Origin of the sequence: Oceanimonas sp. MB9, assembly GCF_011319775.1 — a bacterium.
In the GTDB taxonomy this organism is placed as follows: domain Bacteria; phylum Pseudomonadota; class Gammaproteobacteria; order Enterobacterales; family Aeromonadaceae; genus Oceanimonas; species Oceanimonas doudoroffii.
The window spans coordinates 14,986-36,418 of record NZ_VFBE01000005.1 but is presented as its reverse complement, the minus strand read 5'-3'; the positions used below and the strand labels follow the sequence as shown (position 1 = coordinate 36,418).

Genomic DNA, 21,433 nt, shown 5'->3' with positions numbered 1-21,433 from the left:
CCCCTGGCGAACAAGGCCCCGCACTGGCGGGGCCTTTTTGTCAGGTCATGTCCTTGATCAGTGCCACCAGGGCTTCGATGCCGGGACGTATACGCTCGGCGGCAATGGAGGAATAGCCCAGCCGAAAATAATTGAGCGGCACTGTTTCACCCTGAAAATGGATGTCGCCGGGCTCGATCAGTATGCCCCTGTCCGCCGCCTCCTTGCGCAATATGCGGCTGTCGAGACCTTCGGGGCCCTGCACCCAGTAGCAGGAGCCGCCAAAGCCGGGTTGGCGGCTGGAGCTGGGCAACAACTCGTCTAGCGCCGCGCCCATCTCCCGCCAGCGTTCTTCGTAAGCCCGGGCCAGGTTCATGATCAGGGCGTCGTGATAGCCCCGCTCCAGAAACAGTGCCACCGAGCGCTGGTTGTTGGCGGCCGGGTGGCGCAGCATCAGCCGGCGCAGGGCGCGGGCCTCGCGAATCAGCTCCGCCGGCCCCACCAAATAGCCCAGCCGGAGTCCCGGTGCCAGGGTCTTGGACAGGCTGCCCACATAGAGCACCCGGTCGTTCTTGTCCAGGCTCTTTAACGCCGGCGTGGGATTGGTCTTGAAGTTGGTCTCGCTTTCGTAATCGTCCTCGATGATCAGAAAGTCCTGCTCGCTGGCCTGCTTCAGCAATTCAAAGCGCCGCTCCAGGGGCATGGTCACCGTGGTCGGGCACTGGTGGCTGGGAGTGGTGTACACCAGGTCACAGCCGGACAACCGCTCATCGACGATCAGTCCCTGCTCATCCACCGGCAGCGGGCGAACCTTTGAGGGGTTCATGGTGGCGATATTGCGAATGTCGACATACCCCGGATCCTCAATGCCGATGGTGCTGTCCTTGTCGAGCAGCAACTTGGCCAGCAGATAGAGGGCCTGCTGGGCCCCTACCGTCACCAGGATCTGGTCCGCTGAGGCCCAGACGCCGCGCCGGGGCAACAGCCGGGTCCGGATCTGCTCGATCAGCAGGGGATCATCGTTGTCAAAGCTGTCGGACGCCCAGTCGCGAATGGCGGGAATGCTCACCGCGTCGCGACAGCACTCACGCCAGTTGTTGCTGGGGAACAGGCTGGGATCGAACTGGCCGTAGATAAAGGAATAAGGGTATTTCTGCCAGTCTCTGGGCTTGCTGATATTGTGCTGGTCGCTGGGGCGCACCTTGAGTTTACGGCTCCAGTCCGGCGGCGTGCCCGCTGTGGTGGGCGCCTTGGCTTCGGGCAGCTCCGGGCGCTTTGACAATATCTCCGGGTTCACAAAATATCCGCTGCGCTCCCTGGCCAGCAGGTAGCCGTCGTCGAGCAGGTGCTCATAGGCCAACACCACGGTATTGCGGGCAATGCTGAGCTGCTTGGCCAGCTTGCGGCTGGACGGCAGCGGGCTGTCGACGGGAATGTTGCCGTTAAGAATGGCGGCGGCGATTTGTTCGCGCAGCTGCTGCTGCAGGCTGGTGTTTTTTTCCGTGGAAAGGTGGAACAGCTGAAACATGAAAAGGCTTACCTTTCAGTGAGTTGAATTCTATGGCGAAACCACGCACTACGCCCTCTGAGTCGAACCTTGTAACTCAGAGGGCAAAAAAGTAAAACCCTTGTTAACAATCAAATGCAAATTTACAGATGCTCGTCACGCAAATGGTACCAGTGATAGAGCATGCGCTGGCCCAGGCGGCGGAAGGGCGCAAACAAATGCCCCGGCAGCGGCGAGTTGTAAATGGGCAGCTCAAAACCTTCCTGAATGCCGGCAATGCGCTGGGCCATGCGCCGGCCGGCATGGGCCGAGAACATGACACCGTTGCCGCCGTAGCCCAGGGCATAGTAGATCTGCTCCTTGTCATCGGGCTGATAGATGCGCGGCATCATGTCGTGGCTGACGTCCACCCAGCCCCACCAGGAGTAGTCGATCTGAATGCCGGTGAGCGGCGGAAACTTGCGATGCAGGCCGTCAATCAGCATTTGCAGGTGCTTGGGGTTGCTGGCATCGGCCCCGGTAATGGAGCTGCGGCTGCCGATCTGCACGCGGTTGTCGGGCAGCTTGCGATAGTAGTAACGCAGGGTACGGGTGTCGGTGATCACCTCGTTGGTCCTGAAGTTACAGGCATCCAGCTCCTGCTCGGTCAGCGGCCGGGTTACCAGGGAGTTGGACAGTATTGGCATGATCTTGCTGTTCAGGCTGCCGTGCAGGCCCTGGGAGGTGTAGCCCCCGGTAGCCACGCCCACCGCCCGTGCGCGCACCGTGCCGCCCGGGGTCTTGATGTGGTGCACACCATTGATGGTTTCCCAGCCCAGCACCGGACTGGAGGGATGTATGGTCACACCCAGGCTGCGGGCCCAGCGGTGATAGCCGTGCGCCAGCTTGAGCGGGTGCACACCGATGCCGTCGGGCTCGTGCATGGCACCCACCGCCTCGGCCTCGTTGACGTAGTTGCGGCTGAGGGTGGCCTTGTCGAGCATCTCGGTTTCATAGCCGAACTGCTCGCGCAGCACCTTGGCTTCCGCTTCCAGCTTGCGCATCGCCTTGTCGCGGTGGGCAATATAAAGGTGGCCGCCATCCTGGGGATCGCAGTCGATATTGCCGTCCCGAATCAGGCCCTTGAAGGTGTCAAAGCCTTCCCGCACTTCTTCGTGCATTTTACGCGCGGTGCTCAGCCCCCAACGCTTGACCCACTGGGAGCGGGTCAAGCGGCCCGAGGCATTCTGGGCCTGGCCGCCGTTGCGGCTGGTGCAGCCCCAGCTGACCTGGTTGGCCTCGAGAATGGTAGCCTTGATGCCGTGATCCCGAGCCAGGTGCAGGGCCGCAGACAGGCCGGTAAAGCCGCTGCCGATAATCACCACGTCGACATCCATGTCAGCGGTTACGGGACCATCATCCTCCGGCGGTGTGCCGGCAGTGGCAACCCAGTAGGTGGGGGCGTACTGCTGACCCCGGCCGGGGTTGGGCGCCACCAGGGGATCATAGCCGGGATCGTAACGATCCAGCACGGTGTCGGCCTGTGCCGGCTGGCGGTAATCCGCCCGAGTGTTGTTGACCATATCCATATTTGTGATTCCCGTTAACTGAGTGTGGCTGCCGTGGCTTAGCGCGGATCCAGCAGTGGACGATCCTTGCGGAAGGCCTGTTTCAGCGCCAGCTTGCCGCCCTTGAGGGTGAACAGATCCACGCCGTCGGCCTCAATGCGACGGCCGTCCGGCGTAGTGGCACAGAAGGTCCACTGAGACACGCCCCGATCGCCTACCGCAAAGTGGCTGGTGTTGTTCCACTGCACATCCGGCATGCTGGTCCATACATTGATAAAGGCGGCGGCAACGGCATCGGCGCCCTCAAAACGGTTGCCGTGGGCATCGGGGCCGGCGGCGCCTTCAAACACAACATCATCGGTCATGCAGGCCATGACACCGTCGATATCGTGGCGGTTAAAGGCGGCGAACAGCTGCTCCAGCAGGGCGATGGTTTTCTGGTTTTCGGTGGACATATCAATTCTCCCTTGGCCATTGAAGTGGCGATGAACCCTGACCCGACGACGTCGGGCCGTTTACATGCTCATAACATTAGGGGGAAAGGGGGCGAGGCCGGTAGCGCCAGTTGTCCGTGTCGGCTTGGACCACCCTCCATCACGAGAAAGAATGACGGCAGGAAAAGGGCAAAGAGAGAGAAAGGAAAGAGGAATACGGCAAGGCCGGGGTGGAGTGCCACCCCAGATACACGATATGAGAGATCAGCGACCGCGGCGCTTTTTGGCGACGCCGGAAAACACCACGTGCAGGTCGGTGGAGGCGGAGTCGCCGTCCAGATTGAGCTTGGCTTCGATGTGATTCAGGTGCTCGGTCATTTGTTGCATGGCCGTGTCCTTGTCGCCGGACTCAATGGCATTCAACAGGATTTCGTGCTCATTAAAAGAGCAATGGGCCTGATGACCGACTTCGTACTGGGCAATAATCAACGAGGTCTGGGACACCACGCTGCGCTGAAAGTTGAGCAGCGGCGTATTATTGGCCATGTGCGCCAGCTCCAGGTGAAATTCACCGGACAGGCGAATGCCGCTGCCCCGGTCGCCCCGGGCAAAGGCGTCCTGCTCTTCCTTGACCATGGCGCGCATGCGGGCCAGGCTCTCGGGTGTGGCGTTCTGCACCGCCAGCTCGGTAACCGCCAGCTCCACCACGCGGCGGGCGGCAAAGATCTGCCGGGCTTCTTCAACGCTGGGTGCGGCCACCACGGCGCCCCGGTTGGGACGAATGATCACCACCTGTTCATGAGACAGGCGCAGCAGGGCGCGCCGAATAATGGTGCGGCTGACCCCGAAGATGTCTCCCAAGGCTTCCTCGCTGAGCTTGGTGCCGGGCGCCAGGCGTTGCTCCAGAATGGCGTCAAAGATATGCTCGTAGACGATATCGTCCTGGGTGTTTGAGCTCGACTTGACAGGTCTTGGCTCCAGTTGACTGAGTGAACTCATGCTTTGGTTTCCGTTTGCGATCCTGGCTCGGCGGCATTGGCATGCCGTCTCCACCATTATCAGTTAAAAAATTGTTACATTACACGTATACAATCTAACGCGGTTTTTGCCGTTACGACAGCCGCAATGTCCAAGTCTGTGACTGAACACAAAAAACGCCCGGCCCGGGCGTTTTTTCGTGCTCGAATCACCCGTATGCGCTAGTTGGCGACATCCCGTCTATGCCGGCATTCGCCGTAAACATGGGTTTCGGCAATGGCCCTGTCATCGCCCAGCATCATCAGCACAAACAGCTTTTCAAACAAAGTCTGCGCATTTTGTATACGTGCTTTCATCAGCGGAGTCGCGTGCAGGTCGATCACCAGGAAGTCGGCCTCCTTGCCCGGCTGCAGGTTGCCCAGCCGGTCGTCCAGGCGCAGCGACTCGGCCCCGCCGAGGGTAGCCAGGTAAAAGGCCTTGAGCGGATGCAGCTTCTGCTGCTGCAGCTGCTGAATCTTGTAGGCTTCGTTGATGGTCTGCAGCATCGAAAAGCTGGTGCCGGCGCCCACGTCGGTGCCCAGGCCCACGCGAATGCGGTGTTGCTCGGCCGAGGTCAGGTCGAACAGGCCGGAGCCCAGGAACAGGTTGGAAGTCGGGCAAAAGGAAATCACCGAGTCCGTTTCCCCCATGCGCTCGCTCTCTTCCTGCTCCAGGTGTACCGCATGGGCAAACACCGAGCGCTCGCCGAGCAGGCCGAAGTGGTCATAGACGTCCAGGTAACCCTTTTGTTCGGGGAACAGCGACTTGACCCATTCGATCTCCTGCTTGTTTTCCGACAGGTGGGTCTGCATGTAGAGATCGTCATACTCGCTCATCAGCCGGCCGGCCACGGTCAGCTGCTCGGCGGTGCTGGTCGGGGCGAAGCGCGGCGTTACCGCATAGAGCTGGCGTCCGTTCTTGTGCCAACGCTCGATCAGCGCCTTGCTGTCGGCGTAGGACGATTCTGGGGTGTCCAGCAGGTAGTCGGGGGCGTGGCGGTCCATCATCACCTTGCCGGCGATCATGCGGGTATTGCGCCGGGACGATTCGGTGAAAAAGGCATCCACCGCCTGCGGGTGCACGGTACCGAACACCATGGCGGTAGTGGTGCCGTTGCGCAGCAGCTCGTCGAGAAACAGCCCGGCCACACGGGCGGCGTGGGCCGGCTCGGCAAACTTGCGCTCCTCCGGAAAGGTGTAATTATTGAGCCAGTCGAGCAGCTGGTCGCCGTATGAAGCGATCATCTCGGTCTGGGGAAAATGAATATGGGTATCGATAAAGCCCGGCGTGATCAGCCGATTTTCCAGCGCAATCACTTGCGTACCGGCGGGCAGCCGGTCCAGCACTTCCGGTGCCGGTCCCACATCCTGAACATGGCCGTCGGCCACCACCAGCACACCATCTTCGTGCCAGACGAAGGAATCATCGAGGCCGACCCTGGCCGGGTCACCCAGGCTGTACAAAATGGCGGCGCGGTAGGCTACGGGTTGCGTCATCTCTGCGCGTCTCCTTGAAATCAATAAAATCAGGCGTGCTCGGCCTGAGTGGCGGCGGGGCTCGCCTCAGCAATGGCGGCCGCGTCACCGGCCTGATAGGCGGCGATCAGCTGACCGGCCACCGACACGGCGATCTCCGCCGGGTGTTTGCCAGCCACCTCGGGCAGGCCGATGGGGCAGATCATGCCGGCCAGGGCGGCGTCGTCAAAGCCCCGCTCCTTCAGCCGGTAATCAAAGCGCTTACGCTTGGTGCGCGAGCCGATCACGCCGAAATAGCGGGCATCCTTGCGCTTGAGAATGCGGGCGCACAGTTCAAGATCCAGCTGGTGGTTGTGGGTCATCACCAGGTAGTAACTGCCGGTTGGCTGATCATCCACCTCGTCCACCGGATCCTCGCTGACCAGGGCGGTCACCCCTTCGGGCAGCTCGGCGGGAAACTCCTCGGCCCGTGAGTCCACCCAGGTAATGCGAAACGGCAGCGTCGCCAGTACATGTACCAGCGCCTTGGCCACATGGCCGGCGCCGAACAGCACCAGGTGATGACGCGGCCGCACCACCGGCTCCAGCATGATGGTGGCCATGCCGCCGCAGCACTGGCCCAGGCTGGCGCCCAGGTTGAAGCGCTCGATGCGCATGTGCTGTTCGCCACCGGCCAGCATTTGCCGTGCCAGCTCCAGCGCCTTGTATTCCAGGTGCCCGCCGCCGATGGTGGCATAACAGCCCTCACCGGTCACCAGCATCTTGGTACCGCTGTCACGGGGGGTGGAGCCCTTGTGCTCCACCACGGTGACCATGACGCAAGGTTCGCCCCGCTGCTCCAGCTCGGCCAGGGTTCGAATCCAGTTGTCCTTGAACATGTGTCGCTCCCGGGGCGGCGCACCGCCCCTCTGGTATGCAGATTGCCGGCCGGTTACTTGATGGAAACCGCGTCAGTGGCAGCGGCCTCTTCCTGCTCCACCAGCCCTCGCATTTGCTCCACCGCCCACAGCACCCGCTCGGGCGTGGCCGGCGCGTCGATGTGGGGGTAACGCAGGTAACCGGACACGCTGGCCACGGCGTCTTTCAGCGCACACCACACCGCCATGCCCAGCATGAAGGGCGGCTCGCCCACGGCCTTGGAGTGGAACACGGTGTCTTCCGGGTTCTTGCGGTTTTCCACCAGCTTGACGCGGAATTCCGTCGGCATGTCGGCCACCGCCGGAATCTTGTAGCTGGCGGGGCCACTGGTCATCAGCCGGCCCTGCTCGTTCCATACCAGCTCCTCGGTGGTCAGCCAGCCGGCACCCTGAATAAAGGCACCTTCCACCTGACCGATGTCGATGGCCGGGTTCAGGGAGTCACCCACGTCGTGCAGAATGTCGGTGCGCAGCAGCTTGTATTCGCCGGTGAGGGTATCCACTACCACTTCCGAACAGGCGGCGCCATAGGCAAAGTAGTAGAACGGGCGGCCCGAGCCGGTGGCGTGATCGTAGTAGATCTTCGGGGTCTTGTAGAACCCGGTGCTCGACAGCGATACCTGGTTGAAGTAGGCCAGCTGCACGAACTCCTGAAACGACATCAGGGTGTGGCGAATCTGCACAAAGTTGTTCTTGAACACCACTTCTTCCGGGCTGACCTGGAAGTGGCCCGCCGCCCAGTCAATCAGTCGCTGCTTGATGGTCTGGGCCGCATTCTGGGCCGCCTTGCCGTTCAGATCGGCACCACTCGACGCCGCGGTGGGTGAGGTGTTGGGCACCTTGTCGGTGTTGGTGGCGGTGATCTGAATGCGATCGATGTCCACCTGGAACTCTTCCGCCACCACCTGGGCCACCTTGATGTTGAGGCCCTGCCCCATCTCGGTGCCACCATGGTTGAGGTGAATACTGCCGTCGGTGTAGACGTGGATCAGTGCACCGGCCTGGTTGAGGAAGGTGGCGGTAAAGGAAATACCGAACTTCACCGGCGTGATGGCAATCCCTCTCTTCAGGATGGGACTGTTGGCGTTGAAGGTACGAATTTCCTCGCGGCGCTTGGCGTATTCCGACGACAACTCCAGATCCGCCACCAGCTCGTGAATGATGTTGTGCTCCACCGGCTGATGGTAATGGGTGACGTTGCGCTCGGCCTTGCCATAGAAGTTAATCTTGCGGATCTCCAGGGGATCCTTGCCAAGGTGTGAGGCGATTTCGTCCATCACGTGCTCTATGGTCATCATGCCCTGAGGGCCGCCAAAGCCGCGATAGGCAGTGTTGGATGCGGTGTTGGTCTTGCAGCGATGGCCGATCACGGTGGCATCGCCCAGGTAGTAGGCATTGTCGGAATGGAACATGGCCCGATCGACAATGGACGATGACAGATCCGGCGAATAACCGCAGTTACCGGCCACGGTGATTTCTGCCGCCTGAATGCGGCCATGATCATCAAAGCCGATTTTGTACTGGTTGTAGAAGGGATGGCGCTTGCCGGTCATGATCATGTCTTCCATGCGCGGCAGCCGCATCTTGGCCGGGCGACCGGTGAGACGGGCCACCACGGCAGCCATGCAGGCAGGGCCGGCGGCCTGGGTTTCCTTGCCGCCGAAGCCGCCACCCATGCGGCGCATGTCGATCACCACCTTGTTCATGGGCACGCCCAGCACACTGGCCACCAGCTTCTGAACCTCGGTGGGGTTCTGGCTGGAGGTAAACACCATCATGCCGCCGTCTTCGGTGGGCACCACGGAGCTTATCTGGGTTTCCAGATAAAAATGCTCCTGACCGCCGATATGCAGGCTGCCCTCGATCACGTTCTTGGCCTTTTTCAGGCCGGCGGCGGAGTCGCCCCGCTGCTGCTTGTGGCTTTCGGTCACAAACAGCTCTTTTTCCAGGGCCTCTTCCACCGACAGCACCGCCGGCAGCTCTTCGTATTCCACAATGGCCGCCATGGCCGCCTTGCGTGCAGTTTCCAGATCATTGGCGGCTACCGCCAGCACCGGCTGGCCGTAATATTCCACCTTGCCATCGGCCAGCAGCGGATCGCCGGCCAGCACCGGGCCGATGTCGAGCTCGCCGGGCACGTCTTCGGCGGTAATGGCAATGGCCACGCCGGGGAACTGGTAACAGGGGCTCACGTCCAGTTTGGTGATGCGGGCATGGGCCTTGTCGGACAGCCGGGCATACACATGCAACTGATTGGGGAATTCCAGCCGATCGTCAATGTACTGGGCTTCACCGGATACCTGCCGGGCGGCGCTGTCGTGGGGCACGCTCTTGCCCACGCCGGTTTGCAGTTCCTGTTTCATCTTCGCCATCATTTCATCGATGGTGAGCGTGTTCTGCGGTTTGTTAGACATAAGACGTCACCCTGGTTTCCAGTTTCAGATCCTGTTGCTCGATAAAGCACTTGTACAGCAGGTTGGCTGCGGTGCGAGTGCGGTATTCCTTGCTGGCACGAAAATCCGACAGCGGCTCAAAGTCGGCTTCCAGGGCCTTCATGGCGGCCTTGACCGTGGCCATGTTCCAGCTTTGGCCCAGCAGCGCCTGTTCACAGCCGGAGGCCCGCTTGGGAGTGGCGGCCATGCCGCCAAAGCCGATGCGGGCGTCGGTGACGGTGCCACTCTCGATGATCAGGTTGAAGGCACCACACACCGCGGAAATGTCGTCGTCTATCCGTTTGGACAGCTTGTACACCCTGAAGTGCTGATTGGCGGCGGGCTTGGGCACGATAATGCGCTCGATAAACTCGCCCTGCTCCTGGGCCGTCACCTTGTAGCTGAGGAAGTAGTCTTCCACCGGCAGTTCGCGCACGCGCTCACCCTTGCGCAACACCAGGGTGGCGTTCAGCGCAATCAGTACCGGCGGCGCATCGCCGATGGGCGAGGCGTTGCCGACGTTACCCCCAAGAGTGCCCTGGTTACGGATTTGCAGGGACGCAAAGCGGTGCAGCAGCTCACCGAAGTCGGGATAGTAGCGGTTCAGCGCCTCGTAGCTGTCACTCAAGGAGCGGGCGGCACCAATCACCAGGCCATCGTCGGTCTCTTCCAGGGTTTTCATGTCGGCCACATTGCCCACATAAATCATGGTGGGCAGCTCGCGGTGGAACTGGGTCACTTCCAGCGCCAGATCGGTGCCGCCGGCCAGCAGCCGGGCATCCGGGTGCTGCTCCAGCAGGGTGGCCAGTTCGGCGCTGCTGGTGGGCGAGAAGCACACCTTGTCGTCACCGCTCAGGGTCACCAGGGTGTCGGTCTCAATTTGCGCCAGTTGCTCCACCAGCTGCTGCTCGTAGCGGGAAAAGTCATCGGCCAGTTGCGGTTGTTCGGCAATGGCCTTGGCGGCGTCCACTATGGGGCGATAGCCGGTACAGCGGCACAGGTTGCCGGCCAGGGCCTCAAAGATGTCGTGCTGTCCGGCCGCCGGCTTGTTCTTGCTCAGCGCAAACATCGACATGATAAAGCCCGGGGTGCAGAAGCCGCACTGGGAGCCGTGAAAGTCGACCATGGCCTGTTGCACCGGGTGCAGGCGGCCATCCTTGGACTTGAGATCTTCCACGGTGAGCAGTTGCTTGCCGTGCAGTGCCGACACAAAGGTCAGGCAAGAGTTGACCGAGCGATAACGCATGCGGTCACCGTCACGCTCGCCCAGCACCACGGTGCAGGCGCCGCAGTCACCGGAGCCGCAGCCTTCCTTGGTGCCGGTCTTGCCAACGCGGGTGCGCAGATAATTGAGCACCGTCATATTGGGGGACAGGTCCTGCTCCTGTCGCAGCTCCTGATTTAACAGAAAGGTGATCACGGCTTGCCTCCTTCAGGGTTCTGGCGCCTGGCCGAACAAATGAGTTGTTAATATCTTCACATCTAATTAAATTAAAATCTGACTCACGGGTCAACAATTATTTTACACCCAAGTTGCCGATGCCCGCCACTTCATAGTTAACTGCCTGTTGGCACGACGGTTTCGGGCAAGCCATGAAAGGCCCGGCCTGTTTTCTTTAAGTGTAGTGGGAGCCCTGTTTATCATGTTTGAGACATCCCCAGACCGGCAGGCACACCGGGTCTTTGCCGGTGTAGCCCTGGCCATCATGCTGGGCGCGCTGGAAATCACCCTGCTGATGCCGGCCATTTCCAGCCTGGGGCGCACCTTTGACGCCCCAGCCCTGGCGCCGCTGCTGGTCAGCGGCTATCTGTTCACCATGACCCTGACCATGCCGGTATATGGCCGGCTGAGCGATCGTTTCGGCCGCCTGCCCTGCCTGCTGACGGCCATTGCCCTCTTTATATTGGGTTCGATGACCAGTGTCCTGGCCGACAGCCTGGCGCAGCTGTTGGCCACCCGGTTACTCACCGGTCTCGGTGGCGGTGGCCTGATTGCACTGTCGTTTGCGGTGATTGCCGATGTAATACCGCCTCGTCAGGTGGGCCGCTATCAGGGACTGATCTCCACCCTGTTCGCGGTATCCAGCGTGGCCGGGCCGCTGCTGGGCGCCGCCCTGATTGCCCGCTTTGACTGGCGCTGGCTGTTTCTGTTCAAGCTGCCCCTGGGCGTACTCGCCATGGGGCTGTGCTGGTGGGCACTGCAGGGCCTGGGACACAGGGGTACCCGCAGCAGGCCCGACCACACCGGCATGGTGCTGCTGGTGCTGGCGGGGGTGGCCTGGGGACTGTCCACCAACACCGCCGAGCTGCTGCCGGCACTGGCGCCGTGGCAGCCGCTCCTGATCGGTTCGGCCCTGCTGCTCAGCCTGTTGCTGCTGGTGCAGCAGTGGCGGCATCCTCACCCCGTGCTGCCGTTGCGGCTGCTGAGGGAACGGCTGATGGCCATGGCAGTGCTGCTGCTGGCCTTGTCGGAAGCGGTGCGGTTGGGATTGCTGGTGTATCTGCCCCTGGCGCTGGAGCAGCAGGGGCAGCGGCCGGAAGACACCAGCCGAGTATTGCTGTGGTTTATTCTAAGTGTCACCGCCGGCACCTTTGTCAGCGGCAAGCGCATTGCCCATGTGGGCTACTGCCGTCCCTTTCCCTGGGCCGGTGGCCTGCTGCTGGGACTGGGCTGTGGCCTGCTGTGGGGATTGGTGAACCATGGCCTGAGCGGCCTCTGGCTGTATGGTGGTTTAATTGCCGCCGGCGTGGGCATCGGCTTTCTGATCGTGGCCTGCTCCATCGCGGTGCAGAACGCCCTGCCCGCCAGCCAGCTGGGGGCTGGGCTGGCGCTGATGAACTTCTGCCGCTCGCTGGGCGGCACCCTGGGAGTGATCTGGCTGGGCTGGCAGTATCAGCAGCAACAGGCCGACTGGTCGGCGCCGGTCTACCTGTCACTGGCCGGCTATGGCTTGGGATGTCTGCTGCTGGGTTTTATCATGCCCGACCGGGAGCTGGGCAACCAGGCCAAGAACCCCTCGGGCTGACTGTCAGGCTTCGGCCAGGGGGCTGACCCGGCAGCCTTCGATCACCATGCGGGTGATCACCTCGGCGGCCTGATCAAAGTCGGTCTCGTCGAGCTCGTCCTTGCCCAGGGCCATGGTGATCTGCCAGTTGAAGTCGGCGTAGGTCTGGGTGGATGCCCAGATGGCAAACAGCAGGTGCTTGGGCTCCAGCCGGGCCATCAGCCCCTGCTCCATCCACTGACTCAGGCGCTCGCTTAGAAAACGGGTCTGGCCGCTCAGGCGTTGAATGATGTCTTCCGGCAGGTGGGGAGCACCGTGCATGATCTCGCTGGCGAACACCTTGGAGGCATAGGGGTAATCCCGGGAGATGAGCAGCTTGGCGCGAATGTAGGCGGTCAGCGCCGTCAGCGGATCCTGATGTTCTTCAAAGGGCGCCGAGGCCGCCAGCAACGGTTCGGTGACGCTTTCCAGCACGGCCCGGTACAGGTTTTCCTTGCTGCCAAAGTAATAGTAGATATTGGGCTTGGGCAACTGCGCCAACTCGGCGATATCGGCGGTCTTGGTGGCGGCATAGCCGTGCTCGGCAAACACCCGGCTGGCTGCGCGAATAATCTTCTCTTCGTTCCTTGCTCTTATCCGTGACATAGTTATTTTTTGGCTCCGTCCACAAAATGCGGGCTTTGTTTTTGCCAACCATACCGGAATACGGTAAAAATTCATAAAAAAAACGCCCACCACAAGGTGAGCGTGAAAAAAGAGTAACCAAGGTTACCCCTCGACCAAAACAACATGTTATCCCAGCGGGGAGCCAGCTCCCTCAGCTGCAATCCGCCTGCAGGCCGGCATGCTCGACGCCGGCTACCGCGCAGGCTTCATCCACATCGGACAGATCGCCGGTAATGCCGACGGCGCCGATGATGCGCTTGTTTTCATCACGAATAAGTACCCCGCCCGGCGCCGGCAGAATTTTGCCTTCGCCCAGGGTATTGAGTGACTGCATAAAGCCCGGCCGGGCTGCGGCCATTTCCGCCAGCCCGCGAGAGCTGCGTCCCAGGGCGATGGAGCCCCAGGCTTTGGCAATGGCGATATCGGGGCGCATCAGACTGGAATCGTCCTGCCGCTGCAGGGCCACCAATACGCCTGCATTGTCCAGCACAGCCACGGTCAGCGGCGCGGCCGAGACTTCCTTCGCCCGGTTCAGTGCGCCCTGAATGATCACCAGTGCCTGTTCAAGTGAAACTGTATTCATTACTTAATGACTCCCTGTCTAGCCATACTAAAGTATTACCAACTGGGCCCTAATAAAACATAAAACCGGGACAAAGTTAACAGATTTTTGTATACGTTTAATATAAAGATAATTATCTTATTACCTTTCCCACCATCCTGCGCTCGGTGTTAACATTCCCTCAGTGTGGCCTCAGTGGCACATATTTTGCCTGAACTGTGCCATGGACTTTCGGGCCTGCCTGGCCCTTCCTCGGAGAGACGAACAATGCCGGAGTTGCGACAGGTTTCCACGCTGAACTGGTTGATGTGCTGGTTGATGCTCAGCTGCCTGATGATCACCCTGCTGCCCGAGCGGCTGTTTGCAGGCGCCCTGGGTACCTGGCTGGCAGATTACCGCCTGCTGTTTGTGCTGATGATGGTACTGTCGGCCACCTACTTTTTGTCCATCGCGGCCATCATGCTGTTTCAGCACGTGTTTTACCGAAAGCAACGGCTGACCCGACAAAAGCTGCTGAAGGAACTGCTGGATTATCTGGACGCCAGTGAAAAGGCGGTGCTGCGGGAGTTCGTCATTCAGCGCAGAAACGTCATAAAACTGCCGGTAACCGAGCCCGCCGTCAAAAATCTGTTGCAGCAGGGTATTCTCAGCCATGCCTATGGCGAGCCCGGCGACACCGTCCTGCAGGGGATTCGGCCACTGATGGTAACCCTGGAGGCCAGGCCGCTGCTCACCTTTCGCGTGCTGGGACTGAACCCGGCCAGCATGACCGACGAGCAAAAAAGTCAGATCATGAGCAACCGACCCCGCTATGCCAGCAGGCAGCTGGGCCGGGGCTGAGCCGGCACTTCAGTCGCCGGTTCTTTCCTTCAGGTAACCTTCATAATCGGGAATGCAAATGCTGAAGTCGGCGCTCATCTGAGCGCTGTTAATCAGCATGTCGGCGGTGGCGGCATTGGTGGCTACCGGAATATTCCATACCGAGGCCAGCCGCAACAACGCCTTGACGTCCGGATCATGAGGTACGGCGTTGAGCGGATCCCAGAAGAAAATCAGCACGTCGATCTTGCCCTCGGCGATCAGGGCGCCCAGTTGCTGATCGCCGCCCATGGGGCCCGACAGCAGGCACTCGACCGGCAGCCCGACCCGACGACCGAGCATGGTGCCGGTGGTGCCGGTGGCATACAGGCGGTGGGGGCGCAGCGCCTCGGCGTGGGTGGATACCCAGTCCAGTAACTGGGATTTCTTGTGATCGTGGGCCACCAGGGCCACGTTCTTGCGGGCGGAAAGGGTTCGTTGCGTCTCTTTCATGGCTACGGCATCCTTAATGATAACTGCCCCCATGGTAGCCAAAGCTGCCTCAAATAAGCAGCCCTGCAAAACACAAAAAGCCCCCTTTCGGGGGCTTTTTCAATGATCGTGAGCTCCGGACTCAGGCCACCTCGTAATAGACGGCGTTTTTGGCGGTCTCCTCGGCCAGAATGGCCAGGGCCACGGGTATGCACTTGCCACACTGGGCACCCACACCCAGCTCGCGCTTGAGATCCATAAACTCGCTATGACCCTCGGCGATGGCCTCTTTCAGCTGGCGCTCTGTAATACCCTTGCACAAACACACATACATGGAAATGTCCTCCGCTCTCAGGACAAATCTAAATGATATCAGTTATCAGTGCAAGTCAATTTTGTTGAAAAAAACGACGTCGATCACGGCGTTTTTGCCGGGTTCAGTTTCGCTGCCTGGCGGCAAGGGCATCGACTTGGGCCGACATATCATAGCCGGCGGCGGCGCACTGCTGCAGCAGCTTGGCCACCGGCTGACGGGAAGCCTGTGACAGCGCCCACAGGGTGATGGAACGCGTGCCGCTGCGGCAAAATGCCAGCGCCGGTTGCGGGTGTGCCTGCAGTGCCTGGTCAAAACGCGCAATGGCGCCCTCGGTAAACTGACCGGAGCTGATAGGTATCCACTCCCAGGCAAAGCCACGGGCCCTCGCCTGCTCGGCCAGTGCCTCGGCCGCCGGCTGGCCGGCGGCTTCACCGTCGGGGCGGTTGCAGATCAGGGTGCGGTAGCCCAGGGCCTGTAACCGGGGCAAATCCTCGGTGGTCACCTGATCCGCCACCGCAAAATTCGCTGTGACCGGCTTGATATCCATGCTGGCTTCCTCATGCTGTGTTCGGCGCGGACTGCCCGCAGGCCTTTAGATTAGAAGCTACTAACGTAAAGGACTGCACGCAAGCCATAAACGAAAAAAGGAGGCCGAAGCCTCCTTTTTTACAGCGCGGGTTGCGCCAGTCATCAATTACTTGATGATCTTGGCTACAACGCCGGCGCCTACGGTGCGGCCACCTTCACGGATAGCGAAGCGCAGACCGTCTTCCATCGCGATGGGAGCGATCAGGCTTACAACCATCTTGATGTTGTCGCCAGGCATTACCATTTCAACGCCTTCCGGCAGTTCGATGGTACCGGTCACGTCAGTGGTACGGAAGTAGAACTGCGGACGGTAGCCCTTGAAGAACGGAGTGTGACGGCCGCCTTCGTCTTTGGACAGTACGTATACTTCGGATTCGAAGTCGGTGTGCGGGGTGATGGAGCCCGGCTTGGCCAGAACCTGACCACGCTCAACGTCTTCACGCTTGGTACCACGCAGCAGAACACCAACGTTCTCACCGGCACGGCCTTCGTCCAGCAGCTTGCGGAACATTTCAACGCCGGTACAGGTGGTCTTGGTGGTGTCTTTGATACCAACGATTTCCACTTCTTCACCAACGCGAACGATACCACGCTCTACACGACCGGTAACAACGGTACCACGGCCCTGGATGGAGAATACGTCTTCGATCGGCAGCAGGAAGGCACCGTCAACGGCACGCTCGGGCTCGGGGATGTAGGAATCCAGGGCAGCGGCCAGTTCCAGAATCTTCGGTTCCCACTGAGCGTCGCCTTCCAGGCCCTTCAGAGCGGAGCCCTGGATAACCGGAATGTCGTCGCCCGGGAAGTCGTACTCGGACAGCAGCTCACGCACTTCCATTTCTACCAGCTCGAGCAGCTCTTCATCGTCAACCATGTCACACTTGTTCATGAACACAACGATGTAAGGTACGCCTACCTGGCGGGCCAGCAGGATGTGCTCACGGGTTTGCGGCATGGGGCCGTCGGTGGCGGCAACTACCAGGATCGCGCCGTCCATCTGGGCAGCACCGGTGATCATGTTTTTCACGTAGTCGGCGTGGCCGGGGCAGTCAACGTGAGCGTAGTGACGAGTTTCGGTGTCGTACTCAACGTGAGAAGCGGCGATGGTGATACCACGGGCCTTTTCTTCCGGAGCGTTATCGATCTGGTCGAAGGCGCGAGCGGCACCGCCGAACTGCTTGGCCAGCACGTTGGTGATGGCAGCGGTCAGAGTGGTTTTACCGTGGTCAACGTGGCCGATGGTACCAACGTTAACGTGCGGTTTCGTACGTTCAAATTTTTCTTTAGACACGGACTAGTCCTTCCTGATTTGCTCCCGTCCGAAACGGCGGACGGGAAGATTTAACAAAAATTAATAACCTCGGCGGGCAGCAACCACTGCCTCGGCCATGTTCGCAGGCACTTCGGCGTACTTGGCAAACTCCATGGAGTAGGAAGCACGACCCTGAGACTGCGAACGCAGGTCGGTAGCGTAACCGAACATTTCGGACAGCGGAACCAGGGCATTCACAATCTTGCCGGTGGCGCCATCTTCCATGCCTTCGATGATGCCGCGACGACGGTTTACATCGCCGATCACATCACCCATATACTCCTCCGGCGTTTCCACTTCCACCTTCATCAGGGGCTCGAGCAGAGCCGGGTTACACTTCATGAAACCCGCCTTGAACGCCATGGAACCGGCGATCTTAAAGGCCATTTCGGAAGAGTCAACATCGTGGAACGAGCCATCGTACAGGGTGACCTTGAGGTCTTCGATCGGGTAACCGGCCAGTACGCCCTGCTTCATCTGCTCCTGAATGCCCTTGTCCACGGCGGGTATGTATTCCTTGGGAATCACACCGCCCGCAATGGCGTTCACGAAGGTGTAGCCGGCGCCCTGCTCCTGGGGCTCGATCTTGATCCAGACATGACCAAACTGACCACGACCACCGGACTGGCGCACGAACTTGCCTTCCTGCTCCACGGAACCACGAATGGTTTCGCGGAAGGCCACCTGGGGCTTGCCCACGTTGGCCTCCACCTTGAACTCGCGTTTCATGCGGTCCACGATGATGTCCAGATGCAGTTCGCCCATGCCGGCAATAATGGTCTGGCCGGACTCTTCGTCGGTCCAGACCCGGAACGAAGGATCTTCCTGGGCCAGACGGCCCAGGGCCAGGCCCATTTTCTCCTGATCGGCCTTGGTTCTCGGCTCGACCGCCACGGAGATAACCGGCTCGGGGAATTCCATCCGTTCCAGAATGATGGGTGCATCCGGGGCACACAGGGTGTCACCCGTGGTCACGTCTTTCAGGCCGATGGCGGCGGCGATGTCACCGGCACACACCGACTTGATTTCGTCACGCTTGTTGGCGTGCATCTGTACGATGCGGCCGATGCGCTCGCGCTTGCCCTTGACCGAGTTCATCAAGGTATCGCCGGTGCTGACCACACCGGAGTAGACGCGGAAGAAGGTCAGGTTGCCCACAAAGGGATCAGTGGCGATCTTGAACGCCAGCGCGGCAAAAGGCGCGGCGTCGTCGGCGGGACGGGTATCGGGCGTTTCGCCGTCTTCCTTCACACCGGCAATGGCAGGTACTTCCACCGGAGACGGCAGGTACTCCACCACCACGTCGAGCATGGCCTGTACACCCTTGTTCTTGAACGCGGATCCACAGGTAACCAGAATCACCTCATTGTTGAGGACGCGACTGCGCAGGCCGGATTTGATCTCCTCCTCGCTCAGCTCGCCTTCTTCCAGGTATTTTTCCATCAGCTCTTCGCTGGCTTCGGCGGCGGCTTCAACCAGGTTCTGGTGCCACGTTTCGGCCAGCTCCTGCAGCTCGGCAGGAATATCGTGATATTCAAAGCTGGTGCCGTTGTCGTCTTCGTTCCAGTCAATGGCTTTCATCTTGACCAGATCCACCACACCACGGAAGTGGTCTTCCGCACCGATGGGCAGCTGAACCGGCACGGGCATGCCTTTCAGGCGGGTCTTGATTTGCTCGACCACGCGCAGAAAGTTGGCACCGGTACGGTCCATCTTGTTGACGAAGGCAATACGGGGAACGTGATACTTGTTGGCCTGACGCCATACCGTCTCGGACTGGGGCTGAACACCACCCACCGCGCAATACACCATCACGGCACCGTCGAGTACCCGCATGGAACGTTCCACTTCAATGGTGAAGTCAACGTGTCCGGGAGTATCGATGATGTTGATGCGATGCTGGGGAAACTGGTGCGCCATTCCGTCCCAGAAACAGGTGGTGGCCGCAGAGGTGATGGTAATACCACGCTCCTGCTCCTGCTCCATCCAGTCCATGGTGGCGGCGCCATCATGCACTTCACCCAGCTTGTGGTTCACGCCTGTATAGAACAGGATGCGCTCGGTGGTGGTGGTTTTGCCGGCGTCAATGTGAGCACTGATACCGATATTACGATAGCGCTCAATCGGAGTTGTACGAGCCACAATAAGATCCTCTTGCCAAGGTCGAATGTCCTTAGTGAGCCACAAGGGGCGCGGCATGCGCCGCGCCCGCTCTCATTACCAGCGGTAGTGAGCGAAGGCCTTGTTGGCTTCGGCCATGCGGTGAACGTCTTCACGTTTCTTAACCGCGGAGCCTTTGTTTTCAGAGGCATCCATCAGCTCGCCAGCCAGACGCTGGGCCATGGATTTTTCACCACGCTTGCGCGCAGCTTCCACCAGCCAGCGCATGGCCAGGGCGTTGCGACGCACAGGGCGAACTTCAACCGGTACCTGGTAGGTAGAACCACCAACCCGGCGGGATTTAACTTCAACAGTAGGACGAACGTTGTCCAGGGCTTCTTCGAACAGCGCCAGGTGTTCTTTGCTGGTTTTGGCAGCAACGATGTCCAGGGCACCGTAAACAATCTTTTCAGAGGTAGACTTCTTGCCGTCTACCATTACTACGTTAACAAACTTTGCCAGCAGCTCGGATCCGAACTTGGGATCCGGCAGGATTTTACGCTGGCCGATTACGCGACGTCTTGGCATTGCAAACTCTCCGTAACTTCAGGAATAACCCAAAACAAAACAGGTTAATAAAATAAATGTTTGGCCTTACTTAACGGAGAACCATTAAGCCTTGGGCTTCTTGGCGCCGTACTTGGAGCGGCCCTGACGACGAGCGGAAACACCGGAGGTGTCCAGCGCGCCGCGCACGGTGTGGTAACGCACACCGGGAAGGTCTTTAACACGACCACCGCGGATCAGAACAACGGAGTGCTCCTGCAGGTTGTGGCCTTCACCACCGATGTAGGAGTTCACTTCGAAGCCGTTGGTCAGACGAACACGGCACACTTTACGCAGTGCGGAGTTCGGCTTCTTCGGAGTGGTGGTGTATACGCGGGTGCACACGCCGCGCTTCTGCGGGCAGGCTTCCAGCGCCGGCACGTTGCTTTTAGCAACGGCTTGTTGGCGAGGCTTGCGCACCAGCTGGTTAATAGTTGCCATTACAGCTCCTGATAATGTCGTTCTACAGTTGAAAAAATCCATCCCCAAATGCGGGGACGCAAAATTCTATTCCTGCCCTTGAGGCAAGTCAAGATTTATACAGTTACCGGCGGGCCGTGGCAGGATGTTCTGCGTGCCGACCGCCGTCACTGGTGCCCGCCATGCCGGTTACCAGGCCGTGGGACTGCCCTGCTCCACCACCAGTTCGACCAGGCCGGTCATGGTGAGCGGCTTGCCCACAAGGGCTTCAAGGCCGCGAGCCTCGAGATCTTCGCGCATCACATGCAGGTGACCGACGTCGGCCAGGGGCTGCAGCCGGGCCTGCCAGGCCGGCAGGGTGGCAGCGATCACCGCATCCCGCCACAGCACCAGGTGATCCTCCGGCCGCAGGCGGTGCAACACCCGTTCCAGGCTGCGATGGCTTAAGGGGGAGTCCTTGACGGTATGCAGCATAGGCCCTCAGAAAGTCAGGCGCACATGGTGCTCGGCCAGGCGGCGGCCGATCTCGTGCGCGTCACAAAGAATGGTATCTATGGTCAGCTCGGCCTGGGTCAGCCCCCGTTCGGCCAGGGACTCGGCGCACACATACACTCGCTCAATGTCATATAGCTCCAGCAGGCCAAAGGTGGGGGCATAGTCCCGGCCGTGAATGGCCGCCGGTGCCTGACCGGACTTGAGCTGATAGACACCGTCATCGATAAAGAACACCGCCAGCTCCTCGCTCAGGGCCGAGGCGGCCAGCACCGCGTCCAGTCCTTCACGGCCGGCGGCACTGCCATGGGGCGGCGTATGAAATATAAAGGCAACCTTGTTCATCAGAATTGCACCACGCGATCGGCGGTCAACGCCGCCTGGGCCAGGGCGCCAAGGCCACTGAGGCGAAAGGGCGCGGTTACATTGCCGGCGGCCAGGCCGGTTTCACTGGCACCGCTTTGGTCACACACCCCTCGTCGCAGCGCCGCCGCCACACACAGGTCCAGGGTGAATGCATGGCGATCGGCCAGTTCCACCCAGGCCCGGTGAAGGTCAACTTCATCACCGGCGGGCTGCACCAGGGCATTACCGTTATGCACCCCTTCCTGATAGAAGAACACGCTGTCGATGGCATGGCCCTGCGCCAGCACGGCGGCGGCAAAACGCCAGGCGTCGGCGGCGCCTTGAGTGCCGTAACAGGGGCCGGTGACCAGCAGGGCAAAATGCAGGGGAGTCTCGGTCATGAGAGTAAATCCGCAGAAAGAA

At 60.3% G+C, this 21,433-nt stretch carries 22 protein-coding genes; 2 read left to right on the top strand and 20 right to left on the bottom strand.

Translation table 11 applies throughout. The features are described 5' to 3' along the window. Positions 1 to 40 precede the first annotated feature (40 nt). The 8 genes from OJHNALOF_RS03485 to xdhA form a co-directional block, all read right to left on the bottom strand. The gene (locus tag OJHNALOF_RS03485) at positions 41 to 1,507 is read right to left on the bottom strand and encodes a PLP-dependent aminotransferase family protein (protein WP_094200478.1); all 1,467 of its coding nucleotides are present in this window, start codon (positions 1,505 to 1,507) and stop codon (positions 41 to 43) included. 122 nt (positions 1,508 to 1,629) lie between these two features. After that, positions 1,630 to 3,054, bottom strand: coding sequence for an FAD-binding oxidoreductase (locus tag OJHNALOF_RS03480; RefSeq protein WP_094200479.1), 1,425 nt, complete (start codon positions 3,052 to 3,054; stop codon positions 1,630 to 1,632). Between the two features lie 38 nt (positions 3,055 to 3,092). After that, positions 3,093 to 3,488, bottom strand: coding sequence for a nuclear transport factor 2 family protein (locus OJHNALOF_RS03475; RefSeq protein WP_094200480.1), 396 nt, complete (start codon positions 3,486 to 3,488; stop codon positions 3,093 to 3,095). 243 nt (positions 3,489 to 3,731) lie between these two features. Further along, a complete protein-coding gene (locus tag OJHNALOF_RS03470) occupies positions 3,732 to 4,466 on the bottom strand; it encodes a GntR family transcriptional regulator (RefSeq protein WP_094200481.1) in 735 nt (244 codons plus the stop codon). 200 nt (positions 4,467 to 4,666) lie between these two features. Beyond that, positions 4,667 to 5,980, bottom strand: coding sequence for a guanine deaminase (guaD, locus tag OJHNALOF_RS03465; protein ID WP_165661175.1), 1,314 nt, complete (start codon positions 5,978 to 5,980; stop codon positions 4,667 to 4,669). A 29-nt stretch (positions 5,981 to 6,009) separates the two neighbouring features. Next, on the bottom strand, positions 6,010 to 6,837 hold the full coding sequence (gene xdhC, locus OJHNALOF_RS03460) for a xanthine dehydrogenase accessory protein XdhC (protein ID WP_165661174.1): 828 nt from the start codon (positions 6,835 to 6,837) through the stop codon (positions 6,010 to 6,012). A 53-nt stretch (positions 6,838 to 6,890) separates the two neighbouring features. Then, a complete protein-coding gene (xdhB, locus tag OJHNALOF_RS03455) occupies positions 6,891 to 9,290 on the bottom strand; it encodes a xanthine dehydrogenase molybdopterin binding subunit (protein WP_165661173.1) in 2,400 nt (799 codons plus the stop codon). Next, a complete protein-coding gene (xdhA, locus tag OJHNALOF_RS03450) occupies positions 9,283 to 10,728 on the bottom strand; it encodes a xanthine dehydrogenase small subunit (protein ID WP_165661172.1) in 1,446 nt (481 codons plus the stop codon). Before xdhA ends, xdhB begins: the two co-directional genes overlap by 8 nt. A gap of 223 nt (positions 10,729 to 10,951) precedes the next feature. Here xdhA and OJHNALOF_RS03445 point away from each other — a divergent pair, with 223 nt between their 5' ends. Beyond that, on the top strand, positions 10,952 to 12,334 hold the full coding sequence (locus OJHNALOF_RS03445; RefSeq protein WP_165661171.1) for an MFS transporter: 1,383 nt from the start codon (positions 10,952 to 10,954) through the stop codon (positions 12,332 to 12,334). A 3-nt stretch (positions 12,335 to 12,337) separates the two neighbouring features. Here OJHNALOF_RS03445 and OJHNALOF_RS03440 read toward each other — a convergent pair whose 3' ends face one another. Next, complete coding sequence (locus tag OJHNALOF_RS03440; RefSeq protein WP_094200486.1) at positions 12,338 to 12,958, bottom strand: TetR/AcrR family transcriptional regulator; 621 nt, start codon at positions 12,956 to 12,958, stop codon at positions 12,338 to 12,340. 172 nt (positions 12,959 to 13,130) lie between these two features. Beyond that, positions 13,131 to 13,562: a heme-binding protein gene (locus OJHNALOF_RS03435; protein ID WP_165661170.1), complete on the bottom strand. Its 432-nt coding sequence runs from the start codon at positions 13,560 to 13,562 to the stop codon at positions 13,131 to 13,133. A 246-nt stretch (positions 13,563 to 13,808) separates the two neighbouring features. Between OJHNALOF_RS03435 and OJHNALOF_RS03430 the strand changes: the two genes are divergently transcribed. Further along, the gene (locus tag OJHNALOF_RS03430; RefSeq protein ID WP_094200488.1) at positions 13,809 to 14,381 is read left to right on the top strand and encodes a superinfection exclusion B family protein; all 573 of its coding nucleotides are present in this window, start codon (positions 13,809 to 13,811) and stop codon (positions 14,379 to 14,381) included. Positions 14,382 to 14,390: 9 nt separating this feature from the next. Here OJHNALOF_RS03430 and OJHNALOF_RS03425 read toward each other — a convergent pair whose 3' ends face one another. From OJHNALOF_RS03425 to tusD, 10 genes are all read right to left on the bottom strand, one after another. Continuing rightward, positions 14,391 to 14,852 carry a methylglyoxal synthase gene (locus OJHNALOF_RS03425; protein ID WP_094200489.1) on the bottom strand — a complete coding sequence of 154 codons (462 nt, stop codon included), beginning with the start codon at positions 14,850 to 14,852 and terminating at the stop codon, positions 14,391 to 14,393. Between the two features lie 121 nt (positions 14,853 to 14,973). Further along, a complete protein-coding gene (locus tag OJHNALOF_RS03420; protein ID WP_094200490.1) occupies positions 14,974 to 15,165 on the bottom strand; it encodes a (2Fe-2S)-binding protein in 192 nt (63 codons plus the stop codon). 103 nt (positions 15,166 to 15,268) lie between these two features. After that, entirely contained in the window at positions 15,269 to 15,694 is a 426-nt protein-coding gene (locus OJHNALOF_RS03415; RefSeq protein WP_165661169.1) for a TIGR01244 family sulfur transferase, read from the bottom strand. A gap of 147 nt (positions 15,695 to 15,841) precedes the next feature. Then, positions 15,842 to 17,026 carry an elongation factor Tu gene (gene tuf / locus OJHNALOF_RS03410; RefSeq protein WP_165661168.1) on the bottom strand — a complete coding sequence of 395 codons (1,185 nt, stop codon included), beginning with the start codon at positions 17,024 to 17,026 and terminating at the stop codon, positions 15,842 to 15,844. A 60-nt stretch (positions 17,027 to 17,086) separates the two neighbouring features. Continuing rightward, on the bottom strand, positions 17,087 to 19,189 hold the full coding sequence (gene fusA, locus OJHNALOF_RS03405; protein WP_165661167.1) for an elongation factor G: 2,103 nt from the start codon (positions 19,187 to 19,189) through the stop codon (positions 17,087 to 17,089). Between the two features lie 75 nt (positions 19,190 to 19,264). After that, a complete protein-coding gene (gene rpsG, locus OJHNALOF_RS03400; protein WP_094202188.1) occupies positions 19,265 to 19,735 on the bottom strand; it encodes a 30S ribosomal protein S7 in 471 nt (156 codons plus the stop codon). An 84-nt stretch (positions 19,736 to 19,819) separates the two neighbouring features. Then, complete coding sequence (rpsL, locus tag OJHNALOF_RS03395) at positions 19,820 to 20,194, bottom strand: 30S ribosomal protein S12 (protein WP_014293656.1); 375 nt, start codon at positions 20,192 to 20,194, stop codon at positions 19,820 to 19,822. A 168-nt stretch (positions 20,195 to 20,362) separates the two neighbouring features. After that, a complete protein-coding gene (tusB, locus tag OJHNALOF_RS03390; RefSeq protein ID WP_165661166.1) occupies positions 20,363 to 20,647 on the bottom strand; it encodes a sulfurtransferase complex subunit TusB in 285 nt (94 codons plus the stop codon). Positions 20,648 to 20,653: 6 nt separating this feature from the next. Continuing rightward, positions 20,654 to 21,010: a sulfurtransferase complex subunit TusC gene (tusC, locus tag OJHNALOF_RS03385; protein ID WP_165661165.1), complete on the bottom strand. Its 357-nt coding sequence runs from the start codon at positions 21,008 to 21,010 to the stop codon at positions 20,654 to 20,656. After that, positions 21,010 to 21,411, bottom strand: coding sequence for a sulfurtransferase complex subunit TusD (gene tusD / locus OJHNALOF_RS03380; protein WP_165661164.1), 402 nt, complete (start codon positions 21,409 to 21,411; stop codon positions 21,010 to 21,012). The genes tusC and tusD overlap by 1 nt, the downstream gene beginning before the upstream one ends. Between the last annotated feature and the right edge of the window lie 22 nt (positions 21,412 to 21,433).